We start from the raw sequence: 18863 nt of genomic DNA on the forward strand, positions 1-18863 counted from the left end.
GCGATGAACACCCTAGGCATAATCGGCGGCATGAGCTGGCAAAGTACACAAAGTTACTATCAACTTATTAATCAAGGCGTAGCGCAGCGATTAGGGGGGCTGCACAGTGCTCAATTAATTCTCAATAGTGTCGACTTTGCCACTATAGCGCAGCTACAGCACGACAATCAGTGGTCGCAACTGGCGGATCGCCTCGGCTATGCTGCAACACAGTTACAGCGTGCAGGTGCTGACTGTGTGCTTATCGCCACCAATACCATGCATAAAGTGGCCGATGAGGTAAGCGCCCATATTGATATACCACTTTTGCATATCGTTGATGCGGTCGGTGAAGCGCTGCAACAACAGGGGGTTACCACCGTAGGTCTATTGGGCACGGCGTTTACCATGGAGCAGCCTTTTTACCGTCAGCGCTTGTATGAGCAGTTCAATATCAGTGTCCTAGTGCCGAATGCTCAGCAGCGCCAGCGCGTTCACGAGGTGATTTACCAGCAATTGTGTAAAGGGCATATATGTCAGCAGGCCAAGTCTGATTACCTAAACATTGTCACTGAGCTCGGCCACCAAGGAGCTCAAGGCGTCATCTTAGGGTGTACAGAAATCGGGTTGTTGCTAAAGCAACAAGACACCGCCATGGCATTATTTGACACCACGGCACTGCATGCGCAAGCGGCGGTCAATTTTGCCTTGCGCTAAATGACACAGCGGTGTGTCTAGTCAGTTATATAAAATGAGAACGCCACCAACCATAAGATTTGCCAGCCGTAACTCAAACGTTGATATAGGCCTGGGTAAGTGCGGGCTTTAAAAGCTAGATGAAGCCGATAGCAAAAATATAAGCAGGCGCAGACACACAGTAGCGAGAATCCCCGCATAAGCGATGTGAACTCCGATGATAAGGCGACTATGCTCGGGGCAATGAGTAATGAAAGCAACATCAGCGCCCCACAATAGGAGTGAATGGTGCAGCGCAGGGTAGGGTGCTCAGTATAGGGGTCGCTATCCATCGCAAACAGCCCGCATCCCCAGGTTGATACCCCATGCACAATGACTAAGATGCCGATACTCAGATAGGCGAGTGAACCGTCGCTGACGCTGATGACATAAGCGCCAAACAGAGTAAAGAGCAGCCCTAATGGATAATTATTTATCAGCGGTGAGAGGGTATGTGTCGGGCTGCCTGTGGCGCCAAGCTCGCTACAAAACTGGCGAGTATGGCTGTATTGAGGATAGAACAGTGACGCAACATAGACCCCAATGATGAGCCAGATAGAGGCAGCGATCCCCGAATATTGCAACATGCTTTGCATCGTTTTCTTCCCTGATTCGTTACTATTAACGTGTAGCTATCAAAGTATCACTTTTTACTTAATCACACATGATAAACGCTTTTTGAGCCTGGTCACTGCGAGCATCGGCTAGTTGAGCAACTTGGAGTAGCTCGGGGGGTGTTGCAAATTCGGCTCCTGTGCCTGGCCAATAGAAGTCGCTAGGGATGCTATCATCATCGTTTAAGCACAGTGTTAGTAACACCGGAGTTGCAGGGAGCACCGCTTCTTCGCTTTTTTCCACCGCCATTGCGTAGCTAATATCACCACTTTGTTGCCCCCGTATCGGGGTAATAATTTCGCCACGGTAGATATGCCACACCATAGTTGCATCATCGGCAACGGCGGTACTACTGACGCTATGCACGTGCACCACCGCGCTAAATGGGGTTTGTTGTACACTTCTTTGCAAAAAGCGTTGCTGGGCATCAACCACACTCGCGCTTGGCGCTTGCCCAGCATAACTGCAATTAAACGGCAAAAACGCCGCGACTAACAAAGACAAAAATCCTTTTCTCATTCTATGCTCCCAGCGTGGTAGCTAATTTAAAGGCGACAGAAATAAGTGCCTTCCATCGCAGTCATTTTTTAGCTAGCTTGGTCTTGCTCTACTTTAATCCAGTCACGCTCGTCAACCCAGTTCTGTTTACCATCACCTAGGGTGCGAATTGGGACGATATAGTCGCAGCTTATTTGCGGCTTCACCGAAGCAAAAATAGGCACAAAGCCAAAGCTCAGTGCGGTTTCAATGATCGCCTGTTGGTTTTGTGGGTCAATATCAGCCGCCTCATCAATATATAAAGGCACGCGATAAAGGCTCTTTTCTTTGTCGGATAGCAAATGGCGTATAAATAGCATGCCACATAGCAGTTTAATGGTGATACGGGTGCCATTGGAGCCAGCGGAGTCTATTTTATCGAAGTATTCGGTTTCGCCAGCGCGATTAATCACCTGAAAGCGAATATCGAATAAATCACTCAATGTCAGCCCAGCCTTTTCCGAGGCGAGCTTAATTAATTGATCTTTCGCCTCATTCACCTGCGACTCGTTGATATGCTGCTCTGAGAGTAAATCAAGGCTGTCACCTTGTTCATAGAGATCAGAGGTCGCCAAAATGGTATCAATGCTTTGCACTAGCATCTGCCTAGGCAGCACATCAATTTTAAAACCTTGCAGGTTAGAGATTTGCTGCTCGCTGATGCCATCGTTAAATAACCGCATCTCTGCCGTTAACCTATCCAGGTCTTGGCGTAACCCTTTGATCGTTGCCGCTACCTCAGTGAGGGCCACACGGGCCTGACGGTTGACGGCTTCGCGTTCGTTATCAATGTTGTGATAGGCACTGATGAGTTTTTGATATTTACTCAGCTCATCGCTTTCGTTGTCGAACTTGGTAATACCAGCATTGTAGATGTGCAAGTAGGTGTTGCGAATATTAATATCGAAGTTGCGCAGCTCTTGGCAATCTTTGTTAAAGGTATGAATGGTGTCAGCCAGTGAATCAAAATCAAAGGTAATGTCGATTAAGTACGGCGTCACCTTACCGCCTACAACATCTAACGTGTGGTCGATACGCTCGCTTTTAACCTGCTCTAAGCGTGCCTTTTGTCGTGCCAGGGCTTCAATCTTGGAGTTCACAATCGCGCGGCTATCGGCAATCCCCGCTGCACTTTGCTGTACCTCGCTGAGATAACCATCCACCTCTTCTTGTTCACCGTTCAGGGTCTCCATCAGTGCCTGCTGCGCTTGCTGCGAGCGCTGCATCACTTGGTATTGCTCATAGCGCTTTAATGCTGCCTCTTGGGCCATCAACTGTTCATAAAGGGCGTCACGCTCAGCTTGTTTGCCGGCGACATCGGCGGCTACGTCACGCTGCGCTTTTAAATCGGTTAATGAATGCTCCAATGACTGCAATTGCTCGGTGAGCTGCGCTTTATCGGCGCCACTTTGCATTTGCACCACAGGCAGTTTTTTAAGCTTGATGGTGGCACCGGGCAGCACTAACTCACCGCCGCGTATCGCCTCGCTCAACAGGCTTAAGAAGTCGCCAAAGGCGTGCTCATCGTCTATGCTAATTTCGCCGCCGCTGGTGGTGGCAAAAGAGAGCAAGTCTGGGTTTAAAATGCGCGAAATTTCTTCAACCTCTTTAAGCGATAAATCTTCGCGCATACGAGTAAACAGGTTGTACTCAAGGTTTTTGAGTTGTAATTTCAGGCTTTTAATTTGCTTTTGCGTTTCCTTAATACGGAAATCTAAGGTGTGTAAGCTTTGTCCTTCGGCGCTTTTCAACGAGTGACTAAGGGTTTCATATTCACCTTTCAGTGCTTTGAGCTCGCTGTGTAAGGTATCACTATTAGCGAGTTCAAACTCATGATGCAGGGCATCGAAATCACTAAACCAGGCGTTGAGTTCGGTAATTTTACGCTCAATATCCCGAGATTGTTGCACATATAAACGCTGTTTTTGCTCAAACTCGTGCTTTTGCGACTCAATGGCCGAGAGTTGCTCATTGAGCTCGTCATTTTGCGCGTCAAAATACTCGGCGTACTCACCCAAGGCAACATCTATTTTCGGCCCATAGGCGCCTAGCTTCCCCTTGAGCGCGCTTTGATGTTCCAGCATATTTTCCAAGGCGGCAATGGGCTCTTGCATGGTCTCTAAGGCATTGAGCTCGCGGCGGGCTCGGTTAACCTTATCAAAGGCGCGTTGCCACACTTCGTAGAAGTCTACATGGGCATTGGACATATGGCGTTCAAATACACGCAGCATAAAGCGTTTAACATCGCCGGCCCCAAGCTTATGAAGATTAAGCATACGGCGAAAAATTTCTTTGTAAGTAGGCGCGTCGCTGACATTATTAAGCGGGATCATGCGTAAATTGATATCGCCGTCAAAGGGTGTAGCACCGCCAATCAGCAAGGCATTGAGCTCTTGCGCCTTAAGCTCGAGCGGCTTATAGCCTTTGTCTTGTAAATGCTTAAATAACCGGGTGTACTTAACGATGCGTTTATTGTCGGTAAAATCCTCTAAATTTAAAGCGCCGTTATAGCAAAAGTACTGATGAGCGAAGCCCGCGATTTTACCCAACCCAGCGACGCCGATGACCACTTTGCCATGGGGAAGATCGGCCTCCAATAAAATGTAGGATTGGTCGGAGGCAAAATAAAACTTTCGGGTTTCCTCTAAGTCATGGCCGTCCCACTCGGTGAGCCGCAAATCGTTAATCAAAGGAAACTGTAAGGCATTAATGACCGAGCTTTTTCCGGTGTTGTTAGGGGCACATATGGAGCTACTTTTATGCAAAGGGATAACGCACTTGGCATAGCCGGCAGTATTTAACAAGGCGAGTTTGCTTAATCCGTGTAACTGCTGCATTTATAGCTCCTCGGCGCTTTCTAGCGCATCACTGTTTACTTCTAATAGGGCATCTAAATAGCGATGGATAGGCGCGAGCAGGCGAAAGGCATGGTCTTTTTCTTTGCATAGCCCTAAGCGCACCATGCGCATTAACACGTCTTTGCGCAGGTCGGTGCCGGAGAAAATCTCCAGTTGGTCAAACAGCACCTTGTTGTGTAATACCAACTCTTGGCATAGCTCTAAATCCACCTCACTGTCGAAGAGTGCACGCATTGGATCTTTACCGGCATTGGCGTAGTGTTCGATTAAGGTGTAGATAAAAAGCGCAATGGCCCGCGATATTTTGCCCATATTGGCGGTGCCTTCATCCATAGCGAAGTAATAAAAGCCTCGCGCATCATGCACAAGGGTGTGGCCTAAAGCCGTAAATAGCAGCTCGTATTGGTCTCGCTGTTGGTCTAGCTCTTGCCAGGCCAAGTTGTCTTGCTCGCTGATGTGGTAGCCACTGACTAGTTTTTTGTTAATGTAATGCAGTTGCGTTAGCTGCGATAAATCAATCTGACTCATACCGGGTCATTACTCTCATTAGTGGGCTCGCTGGCGGCAACGAAGGGATACAAGGTAAAGCGCTTGCCAGCGAAGGTCTTTTGTTCGGGGTGGGTATCTTGCTCGAGTGCTAAGCTCGCGTCGTTAATAAGCTTTTGATACAGATAAAGTAGCTCATCGGCTTCTAGTTCTGGGTAGGAGCCACTGAGTACATCGATAACCTGTTGTTTGCCTGCGCGCTTTTTATTGTTGCTTTTAAACAGTGCGCGTACATCGCCATAAGCGGGGATCGCTGGCGGTGTATAGGGCGCAGCTTGGTCGCCATCGGGCAGCTCAAAGTCGTGCTCTTCAAATTCAGCCAACCCAGCCATATAGGCTGTTAGCTGAGCATTGCTGCCGAGCTGGTGGCGCATCGGATCGGAGGCGAAAAACGGCTGGTGGGCACTCATAACCGTGTCTAACCCGCGCTTTCTTATGTGTGCCAGTACTTTTGCTGCCTGACGGGTGAACAATGTGTTTTGTCGTAACTCCTCACGCAGTGGCATGAGAATATCGGCGCTGTGGCGCAAGCTTTGCTGACCCACTTGATGCATATCGAGGATACGAGTGCGCAGCTGCTCAAGCATGCGAATACTGGCGCTGTCACGGCCACTTTGCTTTAGCGTGTACAAGTGCGTGCTGAGGCCCTGCTCAATGGCATCAAAGCACAGCTGAAATGGGCCGTTAATATCGAGCATGGCTAACATCGGCTCGATGTACTCATCGAATGCTTCAATAACGGCTTTGTAGCGTTTTGCCAGCGACAAGTGCGAGGCGTCAGACTTGGCTTGTTCAACCAAGTTGTAAATGGCATTTTCGTTATGTCGATAGAGCTTAACGATTTTGCGAACCCGTTCATCCATAATTCGGCTGTAACGACTAATATCCATGTAATCAGCATCATCTACCGCTTGTGCCAATTTAGTGCTTAAGCGTTGCAGGTCCTCCACCAAAACGTGAATCTCTGCGGCCACACCGAGACTTTCATCTTGCAGCAAGTAAGCGGCAAAATCACTAATGGCGCGGTTAATCTCCAACTGCGAAGACTTGGCCAAGGGCACCAAGATATCTTGATTGAGTAGGCGGTTAGTTTCTTTGTATATTTGCGCGCCGGAATAGTGGGGAAAGTGCTGCTTCACTATACTCTGCACTTCTTTAATACTGAAATCGCCCATCTTGTAGCGTTTGATCAGAGTTTCCAGCACCGGCCATAGCTCTGTCAGCGTATTGAGAACGCGCTTGGCTAGTATCATGTTATGTATTCTTTGTGCTTGGCAATGGGGAGCGATTATAACGAAAGCGAACTAAGGGTAAAACAGCTTTTGCGCCGTTGCGCAAGCTTTACACGAGGGGAGTAAAAAAATTGTCATATTAGCGTATTTGGTAATAGCCCCGGGACATAAGCGGTGTTAGAATTCGCGCCGCTTGCAGACCAAAAACTTGTTATTGGTCTGACAATTAACCCAGGGTACTCCTAAGTTTGTTTTTTGTAGCGCGGGTGTGTGCATACGGGCAGTAAACTTAGCAGTATTGTTCTATTCGCCTATAGCAAGGAAAAATACCAAAAATGGTCAGTGCGCTCATCTTGACGCTCATTGCCGTGGCCTTTGTGCTTATTGTCGTGGAAGATGTCATCCACGTGAATAAGGCTAAAACCACGCTGTTTTTCGGCACCCTGTGCTGGATCATCCTCTTTATCTCCCCACTAAACGGTCACTCCCTCGACCACATTAAGCATGAACTCAATGAGAATATTTTAGAAATTGCCACCCTTTGGCTATTTTTAATGGCGGCAATGACCTTTGTTGCCTATCTCAATTCCAAAGGGTTCATTCAAAACTTAGTGCAACGCGTATTGCCCAGCGAGATCAGTGAGCGTAAATTAATGTTCCTGATTGCTGGTTTTGCCTTTTTGTTTTCGTCGATTTCCGACAATATCACCGCAACCTTAGTGTCGCTGGCGGTGGTGATGTCGTTGAAGTTAGATGGGCGCAAACTGGTCAAGTACGCCACGTTAATCATCTTCGCGGTTAACTCAGGGGGGGTGTCGCTTATTACCGGTGATGTCACTACGCTCATGATCTTCCTTGCTGATAAAGTCACCATCGCCAACTTACTGCTGCTAGTGGCCCCAGCAGCACTGAGCGTTATTGTACTCGCTGCGTTGCTATCGATGAAAATGAATGGTCGAGTGAGCTTCGCTTTGGGCGAGCCTAAAGCGATAGAAAAGACCGATATCACCATTGCGGCGATTTTTATCTCCACCATTGTCGGTACTCTAACCATGAGTGTGCTGTATTCCATCCCGCCTTTGCTGACCTTTTTGTTCGGGCTTTCGGTGATGTTCCTAAGCGCCCAGTTCTTGATGCGTAAAAAAGACGTGAATAAAAAAATCATCGACTATATTCGTGAAATTGAATACGACACCTTACTGTTCTTTGTCGGTGTGTTGCTGTTGGTCGGCGCGCTAAAAGAGGTTGGGGTGCTGGCGCAATTTACCCACTTGTATGAAGTATTGGCACCAAATCAAGCCAACTACTTGATGGGCATACTCTCGGCAGCGGTGGATAATGTGCCACTGACCGCAGCGTTATTAAAAGCGGACATTCACATGCAAACCCGCGACTGGCTCGCGTTTACCTATGCCACTGGCGTGGGTGGGTCGATGCTGGTTATCGGCTCGGCGGCTGGGATCATTGCCATGAGTAAGGTGCGTGACCTTACCTTTATGAGCTATCTACGCAATACGGTGTACTTATTAATTGCTTATTCAGTAGGTTACAGCGGAGCCTACATGATGGGGGCGTTTGTTTAAGTACTACAAAGTGGTATATCATTGACAGCATGAGGGCCATTATTTTGGCCCTCATAATGCACACATATAGGCATGGATTGCGATTACACGGTAAAAAGGATTGGCGCCAATTTTTTAGTTATTAGCAGTGATGTGCACCTTGGTTCTTAGAACTGGTCGTTGATCGCTGCAAAACATTTCCTTTCTCTGTAAGCTTCGCTTTTTATATCGGTGTTTAATTAGTTGCATCTATGTATTCAGAGGTCATATGACGTTAGAAGTAATACAGAATCCAGAACAAGACTTACTCGACTTTATTGCTCAGCAAATCAGCCAATACAATTGGGCCCATTGGCAAAATGTAGAACGTAAGCCTATAGCGGTTAGCTGGCGCGATGAACAAGGCGAAGTAAAAGCCGGAGCCAGTGGCCGTACCTTTGGTCATTGGTTGCTATTGGATTATCTTTGGGTGAGTGACACATTACGTGGGCAAGGCATCGGCTCACAGTGTCTCACTGCCATAGAACAAGCCGCTAAGGCGCGCGGGTGCACGTATGTGCTGCTCGATACCTTGGATTTTCAGGCGCAACCGTTTTATGAACGCCATGGCTATGAAACACAATGGGTGCAACAGCAATATCCGCTTAACGGCAAAAAGTATTTTATGAGCAAACAGCTTCATGAATAAGCCGATACGGTACTTAAAAAGAACAAGGAGGTTAGTTTTGGCGGCATTACTGTTTGGTTTTATATTCGCGTTTCTAGTGCCCGAGCCGGTGACTATTCCCGTGCATGGGGCAAGTAGTGCTGATTGGCATCAAGATACTTTTTGGTATGAACCTTGGGGAAGCTCTGGGGTGCATAAAGGGGTCGATATTTTTGCCAATAAAGGCACTGATGTGGTGGCCGCTTCACATCACTTGGTGATTTATCGTGGACAGTGGCCAAAGGGCGGCAATGTGATTATCGCCCTCGGACCAAAATGGCGATTACACTATTATGCTCATCTAGACAGCTTCAATGATAGCGATCGTCGTTGGTTTAGTGGCGGTGAGCAAATAGGCAGTGTTGGCACCAGCGGCAATGCCCAAGGTAAAGCTGCTCATTTACACTACTCATTGGTGACTTTAATTCCTTACTTTTGGCTCATTGATAGCGCCCCCCAAGGCGTCAAGAAAGCCTTCTACCTCAACCCAATAACTTATTTCGATAACTAACGGAGCAACGGATGCGATTAGTATTACTGGCTTTGGCGTTTATTTTACTGCTATGCAGTTGCGCAGAACCCGTCCCTGTGCAAAAGCGCGATTATGTCGGGCACTGGCAAAGTCCCAGCATGAGCTTATTGATTCTCGAAGATGGCACAGTGGCCTATAAACGCTATAAAAACGGGGGTTCTACCTCAGTGGAAGGGCCGTTGCAATCATTCGAGGGTGACGACTTCAGTGTTGGCATTGGTTTTTTCAGCACCACCTTCATCGTCAACGAGCCACCGAACAACAACGACGGTCAATGGACTATGGTCGTTGACAATGAACGGCTAATAAAACAACCGTCTGCCTACAGCCACTAAATTCAGTTTTCATCAAACAAGGAAGACCCCAGTGAGTCAACTTACCCGCAAAAAGCAATTTGCCACGCGTGCGGTGATCACCCGCGCTTTATACACCGGTGCATTGTTTATCTATGTACTGTTTTTTATTAACTTTATGATGGAGCAGAGCTTTTGGGCGCAAGCGATATCGGTGTTGATATTTAGCTTTATGCTCAGTGCCCAGTATCAATGGAGCATCGAGCCCATACGCAGTAGTGCCATATTTGTTGAGCATGGGGTACTGAACTTACTTGATACGCCGATAAAGCTCGCTGATGTCAAAGAGGTGATTTACTGCCAGCACCAGCGTTATGAACATATTGCTCGTTTTCGCTATCACAATAAAACTTTTCAAGACTTTGAGCTTTCCTCAAGTGACCTGATAGCTGATTTACAGCTTTATCATTTTTTAGTGGCCCAAGGCTTGGTGGTGCGCATGACTGAGGACAGTAGTCAGTTTTCTTAGATATTGGCGAGTGCTCACTATTAGCTTATTTCATGACGATTTTATTCACAGAAAAGGTAACTTTATTTTGCACACAATATCAGGCGTTTATTTCTTAAAATAAAGTTTTTATAAATTGATTGTTGCGTAATTAAGGAGTTACAACGTTGGCATTTTTAATGAAAAAGAGGTGTTTAGGTTTATTTTTTGTCGATAAGGTAATAGTGGTTTGGGTGAAAAATAATCAACTCAGTTTTTGTTTATATAAATGATAGTTTTATGTAGCATTTTTGTTTCCAAACTATTGTTAAGGAAATAAAAATGAGACAAAAAATTTTATCAGCTTGTGTGGTGGCGTTGCTCGTTTTCGTGGCCAATAATGTATTTTCATCTAGCTCACAAATAAAAGTAACAGACTACAATACCTTCTATGATACCCAAGTAAACAGTGCAAATTGTGGAGGGTATTGGGACGAGCGATTAGTGAGAGTCTGTGATTATAGAACCGAGTTAGTAGACGTTTCTTATAAACGTTGTCACTACAGGCTTACTGCTCCGGCTCCTAATAGCGATGCGCCAGAGTGGGAAACTCGCGTTGTATTATCAACACAAAGTTGCCCAGCAAACTGGACAATTGCCGGACCTTCTGGCCAGGCTCCCGGTGGCGTGTATATGCATCAACACAACTCCTATTTCACTCAACAAGAAGAGCAAACCGTCGAATATAATTGTCGTATGGAAACGCGAACTGTTTGGGTGCCAGTTGATGGTGAGCATTGCCCCATACAACCTTAATGAGAATCCATAATAGGCAATACACAGGCAGGCTGCGGCCAACCTGTGTATCCAAGCAATCATTAACCGCCAGAACACCATCCAGTGAAGTGTGATATTGACTTCTAGCCGTCTGCTAGGTACATTGCTGATTCACATTCGGTCTCAAGACCGAATGTGTCGCAGAAGAGGTGCGATAGCTAGGTAGTAAACGTGAGGCCGACGACCGCCAATGACCGTTTATGAGGGAGACTATCGCCGAGGAAGTGCATTGTGCGTCGCAATGGCTTTCGGTTCTTGAGGCTGAATCCTCGGAACTGTCACCTGTAGGGGTGGAGGGCTTCTGGCAATGGACATTCTTACCTTTTTAGTCTTGCCAAGTTCTCCTGATTGTATTTGAAAAATAACTCGTTTTTCATCTCGGAGAGATAATGAATCAGGAATATTCTGTCGCCAAGTTTGGCGGCACTTCAGTAGCCGATTATGGCGCTATGAGCCGGTGTGCACAAATCATCGCTGCTAATAATAATGTGCGTGTGGTGGTCGTCAGCGCCAGTGCCGGGGTCACCAATCACCTTGTAGCGTTATGCCAAAGTGCATTAACGCCTCAGCAGCGCCAAGCGCACATCGATGGGGTGATCGCTATCCAGCTTAATATTCTCGAATATGTTAGCCTTGATGCCGATTTAGCCCACGGCTTTGATGTCACCTTGAGCGCCTTTCGCAGCAGTGCTGAGCAAGCACCACAATCGAGCGCTCACAGCGATGAGCTACTGAGTTTTGGCGAGTGTTTCTCTTCTTATTTGTTTACTCAGGTATTACGCGAACATGGCGTGGCGGCAACGCGCTTTGATGTGCGTTCGGTGCTCAAAACAGATAGTCAGTTTGGCAAAGCCCAGCCCAATATTAAAACAACAGCGCAGCAAGCCCATGCCCAATTGCTGCCGTTGCTTAAAGATCAAGTGGTTGTCACTCAGGGCTTTATGGGCAGTGATGACTATGGCGATACCACTACCTTAGGGCGCGGGGGGTCGGATTACAGCGCGGCCCTACTAGCCGAGGCGATTGGCGCGAACAGCGTATATATTTGGACCGATGTGGTCGGTATTTTCAGTACCGATCCCAGAGTCTGTGCCAAAGCCGCACCCATTGCCTACTTAAGCTTTGACGAAGCCGCCGAAATGGCAACCTTTGGCGCTAAAGTCTTACACCCAGCGACTATTTTACCCGCTGCACGCAGTGGCATCAGTGTGTTTGTCGGCTCCAGTCGCGAACCACAAGGAGGCGGGACGTGGATACAAAAAACGCCACAAGAAGATACTTTAGCGGGTGTTCGCGCTGTGACTCAGCGTAAAAACCAAATTCTCTTAACCCTGAAAAGCCCAGAAATGTTACTAGCGAGCGGCTTTTTAGCGCGGGTGTTTACTATTTTGAGTGAGCATAACATTTCCGTTGATTTGGTCACGACTTCGGAGATAAGTGTCGCACTGACGCTCGATAATGCCCCGAATGCCAGCCGGCCGGAGCTGGATCAACAAGCTCTTGAGCGTTTAAGCGAGTTTTGTCATGTGTCAGTTGAGAATAACCTCACATTGGTGGCGTTAATTGGCTCGGAGATTGTGCTGCGCCAGAGCGAGTTGAATTTAATGCAGGTGCTCAGTGAGTTTGATATTCGCCTTATTTGTCACGGCGCATCGAAACATAACCTGTGCTTCTTGGTTGAGCAAAGTCAGTCTGATGCAGTGGTGCAAACTATTCATCAACGGCTGCTGGAAGGTTAACAGTGAGCACCGGGCGCTGCGTATCGGTGATAAGACTGATATCAAAGTGCCCGGCAAATAGCTTCTGACAATACACTTGGCCACCAAGGGGGGCGATAAGCTCCAAGATGGGTTGGCCTAACAAGGTGGCAATCGGTTGCTTAGTCGCTTTTGCGTAGGCTTCTTTTAATGTCCACACCCGGAAAAAGGTCTCAACATCGCTGCCAATATCTCTTGCCTCGGCCTCGGGATAATAGTGCGCTGCGAGCTTCTTAAAGGCGCGAGAGTTGTCAATTTTCTCAATATCCACACCTAATAAGGCTGCACCGCGCGTCATCGCTACGGCAATGTGGCCATGAGCGTGGCTGATGACTATCCGTGCATTGAGGGATTGGCCATCAATGCTCAATATCAGCTGCGCCTGGTCAACGTCAAATTCACTGCACCAGGCAGTAAGAGGGTAATCGCGATACTGCGGGTACAGTTGTCGCGCAAGCTGTTTTATGGCCCAGCGTGTGGCGCGATACTCCTGCTGCGCCTGCGTCTTTTTACGCTTTGCTAAGACCGCTTGCTCTGTACGGTGCAAATGTGAGTCATCTAATTCACCGTGCGCTTTAGCACAATAAAGCAACACCACGTCGCTGTGCTTGGCATGTTGCTCGGTATCGGTCGGTAAAGGTGAAAAGCAATAGGCAGGGTTTAGCATCAAGGACATTCCGATAAGCGTGGCTATGACTACTTTGTTACGGGTAATTATGATTTAATAGCGGCAAAACAATAACAGATATCCCTGCGAATGACGAATAAGCGTGACGGTTTCCAAAGCCGTATAGGTTTTGTACTAGCGGCAGCTGGTGCAGCAGTAGGCCTAGGTAATATTTGGGGTTTTCCAACTCAAGCAGCGAATCACGGTGGCGGTGCTTTTTTATTGGTGTATTTCATTGTCATCTTTGCCTTGGCACTACCGGCACTGTTCACTGAGCTGTACTTGGGCTACGCCGCTCAAGCCAACCCGGTACAAGCACTTAAACGTGCTTGGCAACCAAAAGCGGAAAAAATAGGGGCAGGGGCTGGTTATATCGGTTTAGCCGGGGCCATTGTCATGCTGAGCTTTTATTCTATCGTGGCTGGGTGGATGTTGGCCCATGCCTTAGCGCCGCTGTGCGAGATGCTAGGTATGAATGACGCTGCCGCATTTCTAAGTGGCGATTCTCTTGCCCGTAACCTTATTTTCACGCCGCTGATGTTGGTGTTAACCGCAAGCATTATTTTAAAAGGGGTTAAATCAGGGATTGAAGCTTGGTCGCGGCGATTAATGCCGTTGCTTTTGGTGCTGTTAGTTGGCTTGATTTTCTACATCGGCTCGTTACCCGGCGCCGGTGAAGGCTTTAGTAATTACCTGCAACCTGACTTCACTAAGGTGTGGGACCCAGATTTAATCATTGCTGCCATGGGACAAGCGTTTTTCTCATTGTCGCTGGGGGTAGGGTGCATGATGATCTACGGCTCTTACTTAAAGCCTGGGGCTAATATCGGCAAGCTGACCCTGAGTGTGGCCGCCCTTGATACATCGGTGGCGTTTTTGGCCGGCCTGCTTATTGTGCCCGCGATTTTTGTCGCCAGCCACAATGGCGTGGAAGTATTCCAAAACGGCAAACTCATTGGCGAAGGGCAACTGATCTTTGCGGTGCTCCCGCAATTGTTTAATACCATGGGCAGCATGGGGCTGGTGATTGCTTTGGCCTTTTTCGTTCTCATGTCTATTGCTTCGCTGACCTCGACCATTTCTTCGACCGAGATCCCGGTGGCGTTCTTGGTGGAAAATCATGGTATCGGCCGTAAAGCAGCCACTTGGCTGGTTAGCGCCGTAGTGATGTTGGCATCGCTCACCATCGTATTTAACTTCGATTGGCTGTTTGGCTTAGTGATCCAAGTATTTACTCAGTACCAGTTGCCTTTGATGGGATTGTTCTACTTTCTTACCCTCGGCTGGGTGTGGCGTCGTGGTAATCAATTAGCGCAATCTGACAAGATGAGTATAGTGGCGCTGCGCTGGTATATACGCTTAGTATGTCCAGTGCTGATGACCGCCGTGTTTATTAATGTGGCGCTGAAATAGCCGGCGCCACTTAGTGTTTTAAGGGGCGCAAACGCGATTGGTTAGCATTTCACCCTTGGCGTATTGCAGTAAATTATCAAAGGTGGTTTGCACTATTTGCTGCAACGCTTCTTCGGTGAAAAAACCCTGATGCCCGGTGATCAACACATTTTGGAAGGTAAGCAGGCGGGCGAAGACATCATCTTGAAGAATCTCCTCTGAGCGGTCTTTAAAAAACAATTCCGACTCTTGCTCGTACACATCTAACCCCAAATATCCAAGCTGACCGCTTTTTAGCGCATTGATACAGGCTTTGGTATCGAGCAGCGCGCCGCGCCCGGTGTTAATCAACATAGCACCGCGTTTCATGTGGCTCAGTGCGTCGCCGTTTATAATATGGTGGGTTTGCTCGGTTAACGGGCAATGCAAGCTAATAATATCGCTTTGCGCTAATAATGTGGCTTTATCAACCAGGGTAAAGTCGCCTTCAGGTTTTGCTGGGTCGACCACCAGTACCTTGGCACCAAAGCCGTTCAGTATGCGGCACAGCGCCAGCCCTATTTTACCACAGCCGATAAGCCCCACGGTTTTGCCGTGTAAGTTAAAACCCAGCAGGCCGTTGAGGTCGAAGTTATCCTCACGCACACGGTTATAGGCTTTGTGGGTTTTACGCGATAGGGTCAAAATCAGAGCGACACAATGCTCAGCTACAGCCTCTGGACTGTAGGCGGGCACCCGCGCAACCTCAATACCTAAGCGTGCGGCGTGGTCTAAGTCAACGTTGTTAAAACCTGCACAGCGCAGTAAAACCAGCTTAATACTTAGCTCGCTGAGCTTATCAAGTACCTGCTTATTGACCACGTCATTTACAAATACGCAGACGCTGTCGCACCCTTGCGCCAGCGAGGCAGTGAGCTCACTCAGTTGAGCATCAAAGAAATGGACCTCGACGTTATCTGGACAATGTTCGCTGAATGCGTGTCGCTCATACCTTTGCGAGCTGAATAGGGCTAATTTCATCAAGTTGACTCTCTATTACCGCACGAAGGGTATCGGGCTTGGTCCGAGGTGCGTAGCGGTTCACCAGTTGGCCCTGAGAGTTTATTAGAAATTTAGTAAAATTCCATTTTATTGCCCGGTTTTGTGCAATACCCCGAGTGTGTTCTTTTAAATAATTAAACAGCGGGTGGGCGTCAGGACCGTTGACCATTACCTTACTAAACAATGGAAAGCTAACATTAAATGTGCTGGTGCAAAAGGCTTTTATATCCTCATTTGAGCCTTGCTCATGGCGGCCAAATTGATTGCAAGGAAATCCCAATACCACTAAGCCCCGCTCTTGGTAGTCACTAAAAACACGCTCTAACGCACTATATTGATTACTAAAGTTACAGGTACTGGCGGTGTTTACAATGAGTGCTACGCGTCCTTGTAACTGTTTAAATGAATAGGGCGTGCCATCGATAAGGGTGGCATTGAAATGGTAAATACTATCCATTGTGAGCTCCATAACTCAAAACAAGGCGTTTTTGTAAGATGCCTTTGTTATACTTTTTTGCGTATTCTCGAGGCTATCAGGCAAATAGGTCAAAATTATGTCAAAAATGTGTACCTTTATTGGTTTAGGCGTCATGGGCTACCCCATGGCCGGGCACCTGCAACAAGCAGGGTTTGATGTGTGCGTATACAACCGTACAGCGTCAAAGTCGCAGCAGTGGGTTGAGCAATATGGCGGGCGCAGTGCCGCAACGCCAAAACAAGCGGCTCAAGGCGCAGACTTTGTGCTTGTGTGTGTTGGTAATGATGATGACGTGCGCAGCGTGATTTATGGTGAACAGGGAGCGCTGGCGGGCATGCACGAGGGCGCCTTGCTTGTTGATCACACCACCACCTCCGCCGAGCTTGCCCGTGAGTTGGGTGATGCCGCTAAAGCCCAAGGTATTGCCTTTATCGATGCGCCGGTCTCAGGTGGTCAGGCGGGGGCCGAAAATGGCGTACTAACCGTGATGTGTGGTGGCAGCGATGCGGCTTTTGCCAAGGTGCAACCGGTGATGGCAGCCTACAGTCGCTTTAGCCAATTACAAGGTGATATTGGCAGCGGCCAGCTCTGTAAAATGGTAAATCAGATTTGTATTGCCGGTGTGGTACAGGGCCTGGCAGAAGGTTTACATTTTGCGAAGAAAGCCGGGCTCGATGGGGATAAGGTGGTAGAGACCATCGCCAAGGGAGCCGCTGGGTCTTGGCAAATGGAGAATCGCCACCAAAGCATGTGGCAAGGAGAGTATGAGTTTGGTTTTGCCGTCGATTGGATGCGCAAAGACCTAGGTATTGCTCTTGATGAGGCGCGCAACAACGGTGCCAGCCTAGGTCTTACGGCATTGGTGGATCAATACTACAGTGACGTACAAGCCATGGGCGGTGGCCGTTTCGATACCTCCAGCTTACTGGCGCGGCTGGAAAAGCTAAACCCCAGTAAGTAGCGGTATACGCCATAAGCTACAGGCTTTGGGCGTAGTGGTACAGAGCTTTGAGTACCGCCATATTGCGCTCATTGCCTTCATTCTCGTGCACTAGGTTTTCTAGGCTGAGCATGAAGTCTTGCGCGCCAATAGAGGGGCTGTCCTCGCCATTCATTAGTTTGTTTTGACAGTACTTTCGCCACGAATCAAGCTCGCTGGGGGTCAGCGTTTCCGGCCAATTACGGGCGCGATAACGAAACAGCAAGGTGGCGAACTTATCATCTTCAAAGTCTATGTCTAAACCGGCGAGCTGCATGGGTTCAGTGGCGCGAATAATATCAAACTTAGCCTTATCACTGTTACTGATAAAACCACTATAAAGTTGATAGTCGGGGTTGCCGGTATTAGCAAAATGACGCGTGTCGTTAAACACTTCGGCGACCTTATCGCGTAGCTCGGGGTGGGCCTTAAGCACCTTTAAATGGGCTAAACACTGTTCGCGATCGATCCCCAAACGTTCGGCGTTCTCTGGCAACAAGGTTTTCGCAGGGGCAAGAATAGGGCATTTATTGACATGCACTAATTTCAAGCCAATCGGCGCTTGCCCAGGGGGCAGTTCATCGTGACGGGTATAGAGATACTCCCGTAACTGATCGACACTTAGATCCAACAGCGGTTGCGGGTCTTGCGTTAAATTAAAGCACACCACCGCGTTTTTATTACTGGGATGAAAGCTCATTGGCGCAATCCAAGTCGTGCAGCCTTGGCTTGCAGGAATACGCGATGAGGTATGCACTAGTGGCGTCATGTTATAAACGTCCACCAAATCAAGCAGCGCTTTTTTATGGCGCAACGAAAAAAAGAAGTGATACAGCTTGGGCTGCGTGTCTTTAATCAGTTTTGCCAGTGCAATTGTGGCTTTTACATCGCTCAGGGCATCGTGGGCATCGGCGTGCTCAATGCCATTGGCTTTGGTTAGGTCTTCAAGGCGGAAGCTGACGCTGCCATCTTCTTTTTGCGGCCAGTTAATACCTTGCGGGCGTAGGGCATAACAGGCACGTACTAAATCAATAATATCCCAACGGCTATTGCCATTTTGCCATTCACGAGCGTAAGGGTCATAAAAATTACGGTATAAAGTGTAGCGGCTAACCTCATCATCAAAACGAATACTGTTGTAACCAGCCACACAGGTATTGGGGCGGGCGAATTCGTCATGAATTTTAGCGATAAATTCTGCTTCATTAAGGCCATGACGCAGCGCATGCTGCGGCGTGATCCCCGTGACTAAACAGGCCTCGGGGTGGGGGAGATAATCCGGCGCCGGACGGCAATACTCAATAAGCGGCTCACCAATGATATTCAGATCTAAATCGGTGCGAATACCAGCAAACTGACTGGGACGATCTTTTTGCGGGTTTGCCCCCCAAGTCTCATAATCGTGCCAGTAGATTGTACTCTGGTCATTGTCGTTTCTGAGTTCTGCCATATTATTACTTTTCCATATAAATCAGTGTCTTGCTGCTTTACTACTTTGCCTGTTGTTATTATGTGTCGTCGTAATCGTCGCGCTGTGTGTATAAATATGTGTATACTTTTTCGCGAAAAAGGTGTCTATTTTTAACGCTGCTTAGCGGCATACGATGATGCAAATTGCTCGGCAAAGAAT

The 18863-nt window shown here is 48.0% G+C and carries 19 protein-coding genes and 1 riboswitch; of the genes, 10 read left to right on the top strand and 9 right to left on the bottom strand.

Features of this window, described 5'->3' with window-relative positions:
• Positions 1-3: 3 nt before the first annotated feature.
• Positions 4-696 (top strand): aspartate/glutamate racemase family protein, encoded by a 693-nt coding sequence (locus tag EXT46_RS12695; protein WP_130147673.1) that lies wholly within the window; start codon positions 4-6, stop codon positions 694-696.
• A 17-nt stretch (positions 697-713) separates the two neighbouring features.
• Here EXT46_RS12695 and EXT46_RS12700 read toward each other — a convergent pair whose 3' ends face one another.
• From EXT46_RS12700 to EXT46_RS12720, 5 genes are all read right to left on the bottom strand, one after another.
• Positions 714-1310 (bottom strand): DUF998 domain-containing protein, encoded by a 597-nt coding sequence (locus EXT46_RS12700; RefSeq protein WP_130147675.1) that lies wholly within the window; start codon positions 1308-1310, stop codon positions 714-716.
• A gap of 58 nt (positions 1311-1368) precedes the next feature.
• Positions 1369-1848, bottom strand: a complete 480-nt coding sequence (locus tag EXT46_RS12705) for a hypothetical protein (RefSeq protein WP_130147677.1) — start codon at positions 1846-1848, stop codon at positions 1369-1371.
• A 68-nt stretch (positions 1849-1916) separates the two neighbouring features.
• The gene (locus tag EXT46_RS12710; RefSeq protein ID WP_130147679.1) at positions 1917-4703 is read right to left on the bottom strand and encodes an ATPase; all 2787 of its coding nucleotides are present in this window, start codon (positions 4701-4703) and stop codon (positions 1917-1919) included.
• Complete coding sequence (locus EXT46_RS12715) at positions 4704-5252, bottom strand: hypothetical protein (protein ID WP_022945119.1); 549 nt, start codon at positions 5250-5252, stop codon at positions 4704-4706.
• Positions 5249-6523 (bottom strand): hypothetical protein, encoded by a 1275-nt coding sequence (locus EXT46_RS12720; RefSeq protein ID WP_130147681.1) that lies wholly within the window; start codon positions 6521-6523, stop codon positions 5249-5251. The genes EXT46_RS12715 and EXT46_RS12720 overlap by 4 nt, the downstream gene beginning before the upstream one ends.
• Positions 6524-6837: 314 nt before the next feature.
• On the opposite strand from EXT46_RS12720, the gene nhaD reads away from it, so the two are divergent.
• The 7 genes from nhaD to lysC all read left to right on the top strand — a co-directional run bounded on the left by nhaD (position 6838) and on the right by lysC (position 12658).
• Positions 6838-8085: a sodium:proton antiporter NhaD gene (nhaD, locus tag EXT46_RS12725; protein WP_045978368.1), complete on the top strand. Its 1248-nt coding sequence runs from the start codon at positions 6838-6840 to the stop codon at positions 8083-8085.
• 247 nt (positions 8086-8332) lie between these two features.
• Positions 8333-8752, top strand: a complete 420-nt coding sequence (locus EXT46_RS12730) for a GNAT family N-acetyltransferase (protein WP_130147683.1) — start codon at positions 8333-8335, stop codon at positions 8750-8752.
• Positions 8753-8789: 37 nt separating this feature from the next.
• Positions 8790-9281: a M23 family metallopeptidase gene (locus tag EXT46_RS12735; RefSeq protein ID WP_240701131.1), complete on the top strand. Its 492-nt coding sequence runs from the start codon at positions 8790-8792 to the stop codon at positions 9279-9281.
• Between the two features lie 11 nt (positions 9282-9292).
• Entirely contained in the window at positions 9293-9637 is a 345-nt protein-coding gene (locus EXT46_RS12740) for a hypothetical protein (RefSeq protein ID WP_053910420.1), read from the top strand.
• 31 nt (positions 9638-9668) lie between these two features.
• Positions 9669-10124, top strand: a complete 456-nt coding sequence (locus tag EXT46_RS12745; protein WP_130147687.1) for a hypothetical protein — start codon at positions 9669-9671, stop codon at positions 10122-10124.
• Positions 10125-10424: 300 nt separating this feature from the next.
• On the top strand, positions 10425-10898 hold the full coding sequence (locus EXT46_RS12750; RefSeq protein ID WP_130147689.1) for a hypothetical protein: 474 nt from the start codon (positions 10425-10427) through the stop codon (positions 10896-10898).
• 157 nt (positions 10899-11055) lie between these two features.
• A riboswitch (Lysine riboswitch) is annotated at positions 11056-11228 on the top strand.
• An 80-nt stretch (positions 11229-11308) separates the two neighbouring features.
• Positions 11309-12658 (top strand): lysine-sensitive aspartokinase 3, encoded by a 1350-nt coding sequence (gene lysC, locus EXT46_RS12755; protein WP_130147691.1) that lies wholly within the window; start codon positions 11309-11311, stop codon positions 12656-12658.
• On the opposite strand, the gene EXT46_RS12760 is transcribed toward lysC, so the two are convergent.
• Positions 12630-13343: a 4'-phosphopantetheinyl transferase superfamily protein gene (locus EXT46_RS12760; RefSeq protein ID WP_165381120.1), complete on the bottom strand. Its 714-nt coding sequence runs from the start codon at positions 13341-13343 to the stop codon at positions 12630-12632. The genes lysC and EXT46_RS12760 overlap by 29 nt on opposite strands.
• A gap of 90 nt (positions 13344-13433) precedes the next feature.
• On the opposite strand from EXT46_RS12760, the gene EXT46_RS12765 reads away from it, so the two are divergent.
• Positions 13434-14756: a sodium-dependent transporter gene (locus EXT46_RS12765; protein ID WP_130147695.1), complete on the top strand. Its 1323-nt coding sequence runs from the start codon at positions 13434-13436 to the stop codon at positions 14754-14756.
• Positions 14757-14774: 18 nt separating this feature from the next.
• On the opposite strand, the gene EXT46_RS12770 is transcribed toward EXT46_RS12765, so the two are convergent.
• Both EXT46_RS12770 and EXT46_RS12775 read right to left on the bottom strand, forming a co-directional pair.
• A complete protein-coding gene (locus tag EXT46_RS12770; protein ID WP_130147697.1) occupies positions 14775-15755 on the bottom strand; it encodes a 2-hydroxyacid dehydrogenase in 981 nt (326 codons plus the stop codon).
• Positions 15721-16233: a glutathione peroxidase gene (locus EXT46_RS12775; RefSeq protein ID WP_130147699.1), complete on the bottom strand. Its 513-nt coding sequence runs from the start codon at positions 16231-16233 to the stop codon at positions 15721-15723. The genes EXT46_RS12770 and EXT46_RS12775 overlap by 35 nt, the downstream gene beginning before the upstream one ends.
• Before the next feature lie 97 nt (positions 16234-16330).
• On the opposite strand from EXT46_RS12775, the gene EXT46_RS12780 reads away from it, so the two are divergent.
• Entirely contained in the window at positions 16331-17215 is an 885-nt protein-coding gene (locus EXT46_RS12780; protein WP_130147701.1) for an NAD(P)-dependent oxidoreductase, read from the top strand.
• A gap of 16 nt (positions 17216-17231) precedes the next feature.
• Here the strand turns inward: EXT46_RS12780 and sbcB are convergent, their stop codons facing one another.
• Complete coding sequence (sbcB, locus tag EXT46_RS12785; RefSeq protein WP_130147703.1) at positions 17232-18683, bottom strand: exodeoxyribonuclease I; 1452 nt, start codon at positions 18681-18683, stop codon at positions 17232-17234.
• Positions 18684-18863: the final 180 nt, after the last annotated feature.

Source organism: Pseudoalteromonas sp. CO325X (genome assembly GCF_004208955.1).
GTDB classification, from domain to species: Bacteria; Pseudomonadota; Gammaproteobacteria; order Enterobacterales; family Alteromonadaceae; genus Pseudoalteromonas; species Pseudoalteromonas ruthenica.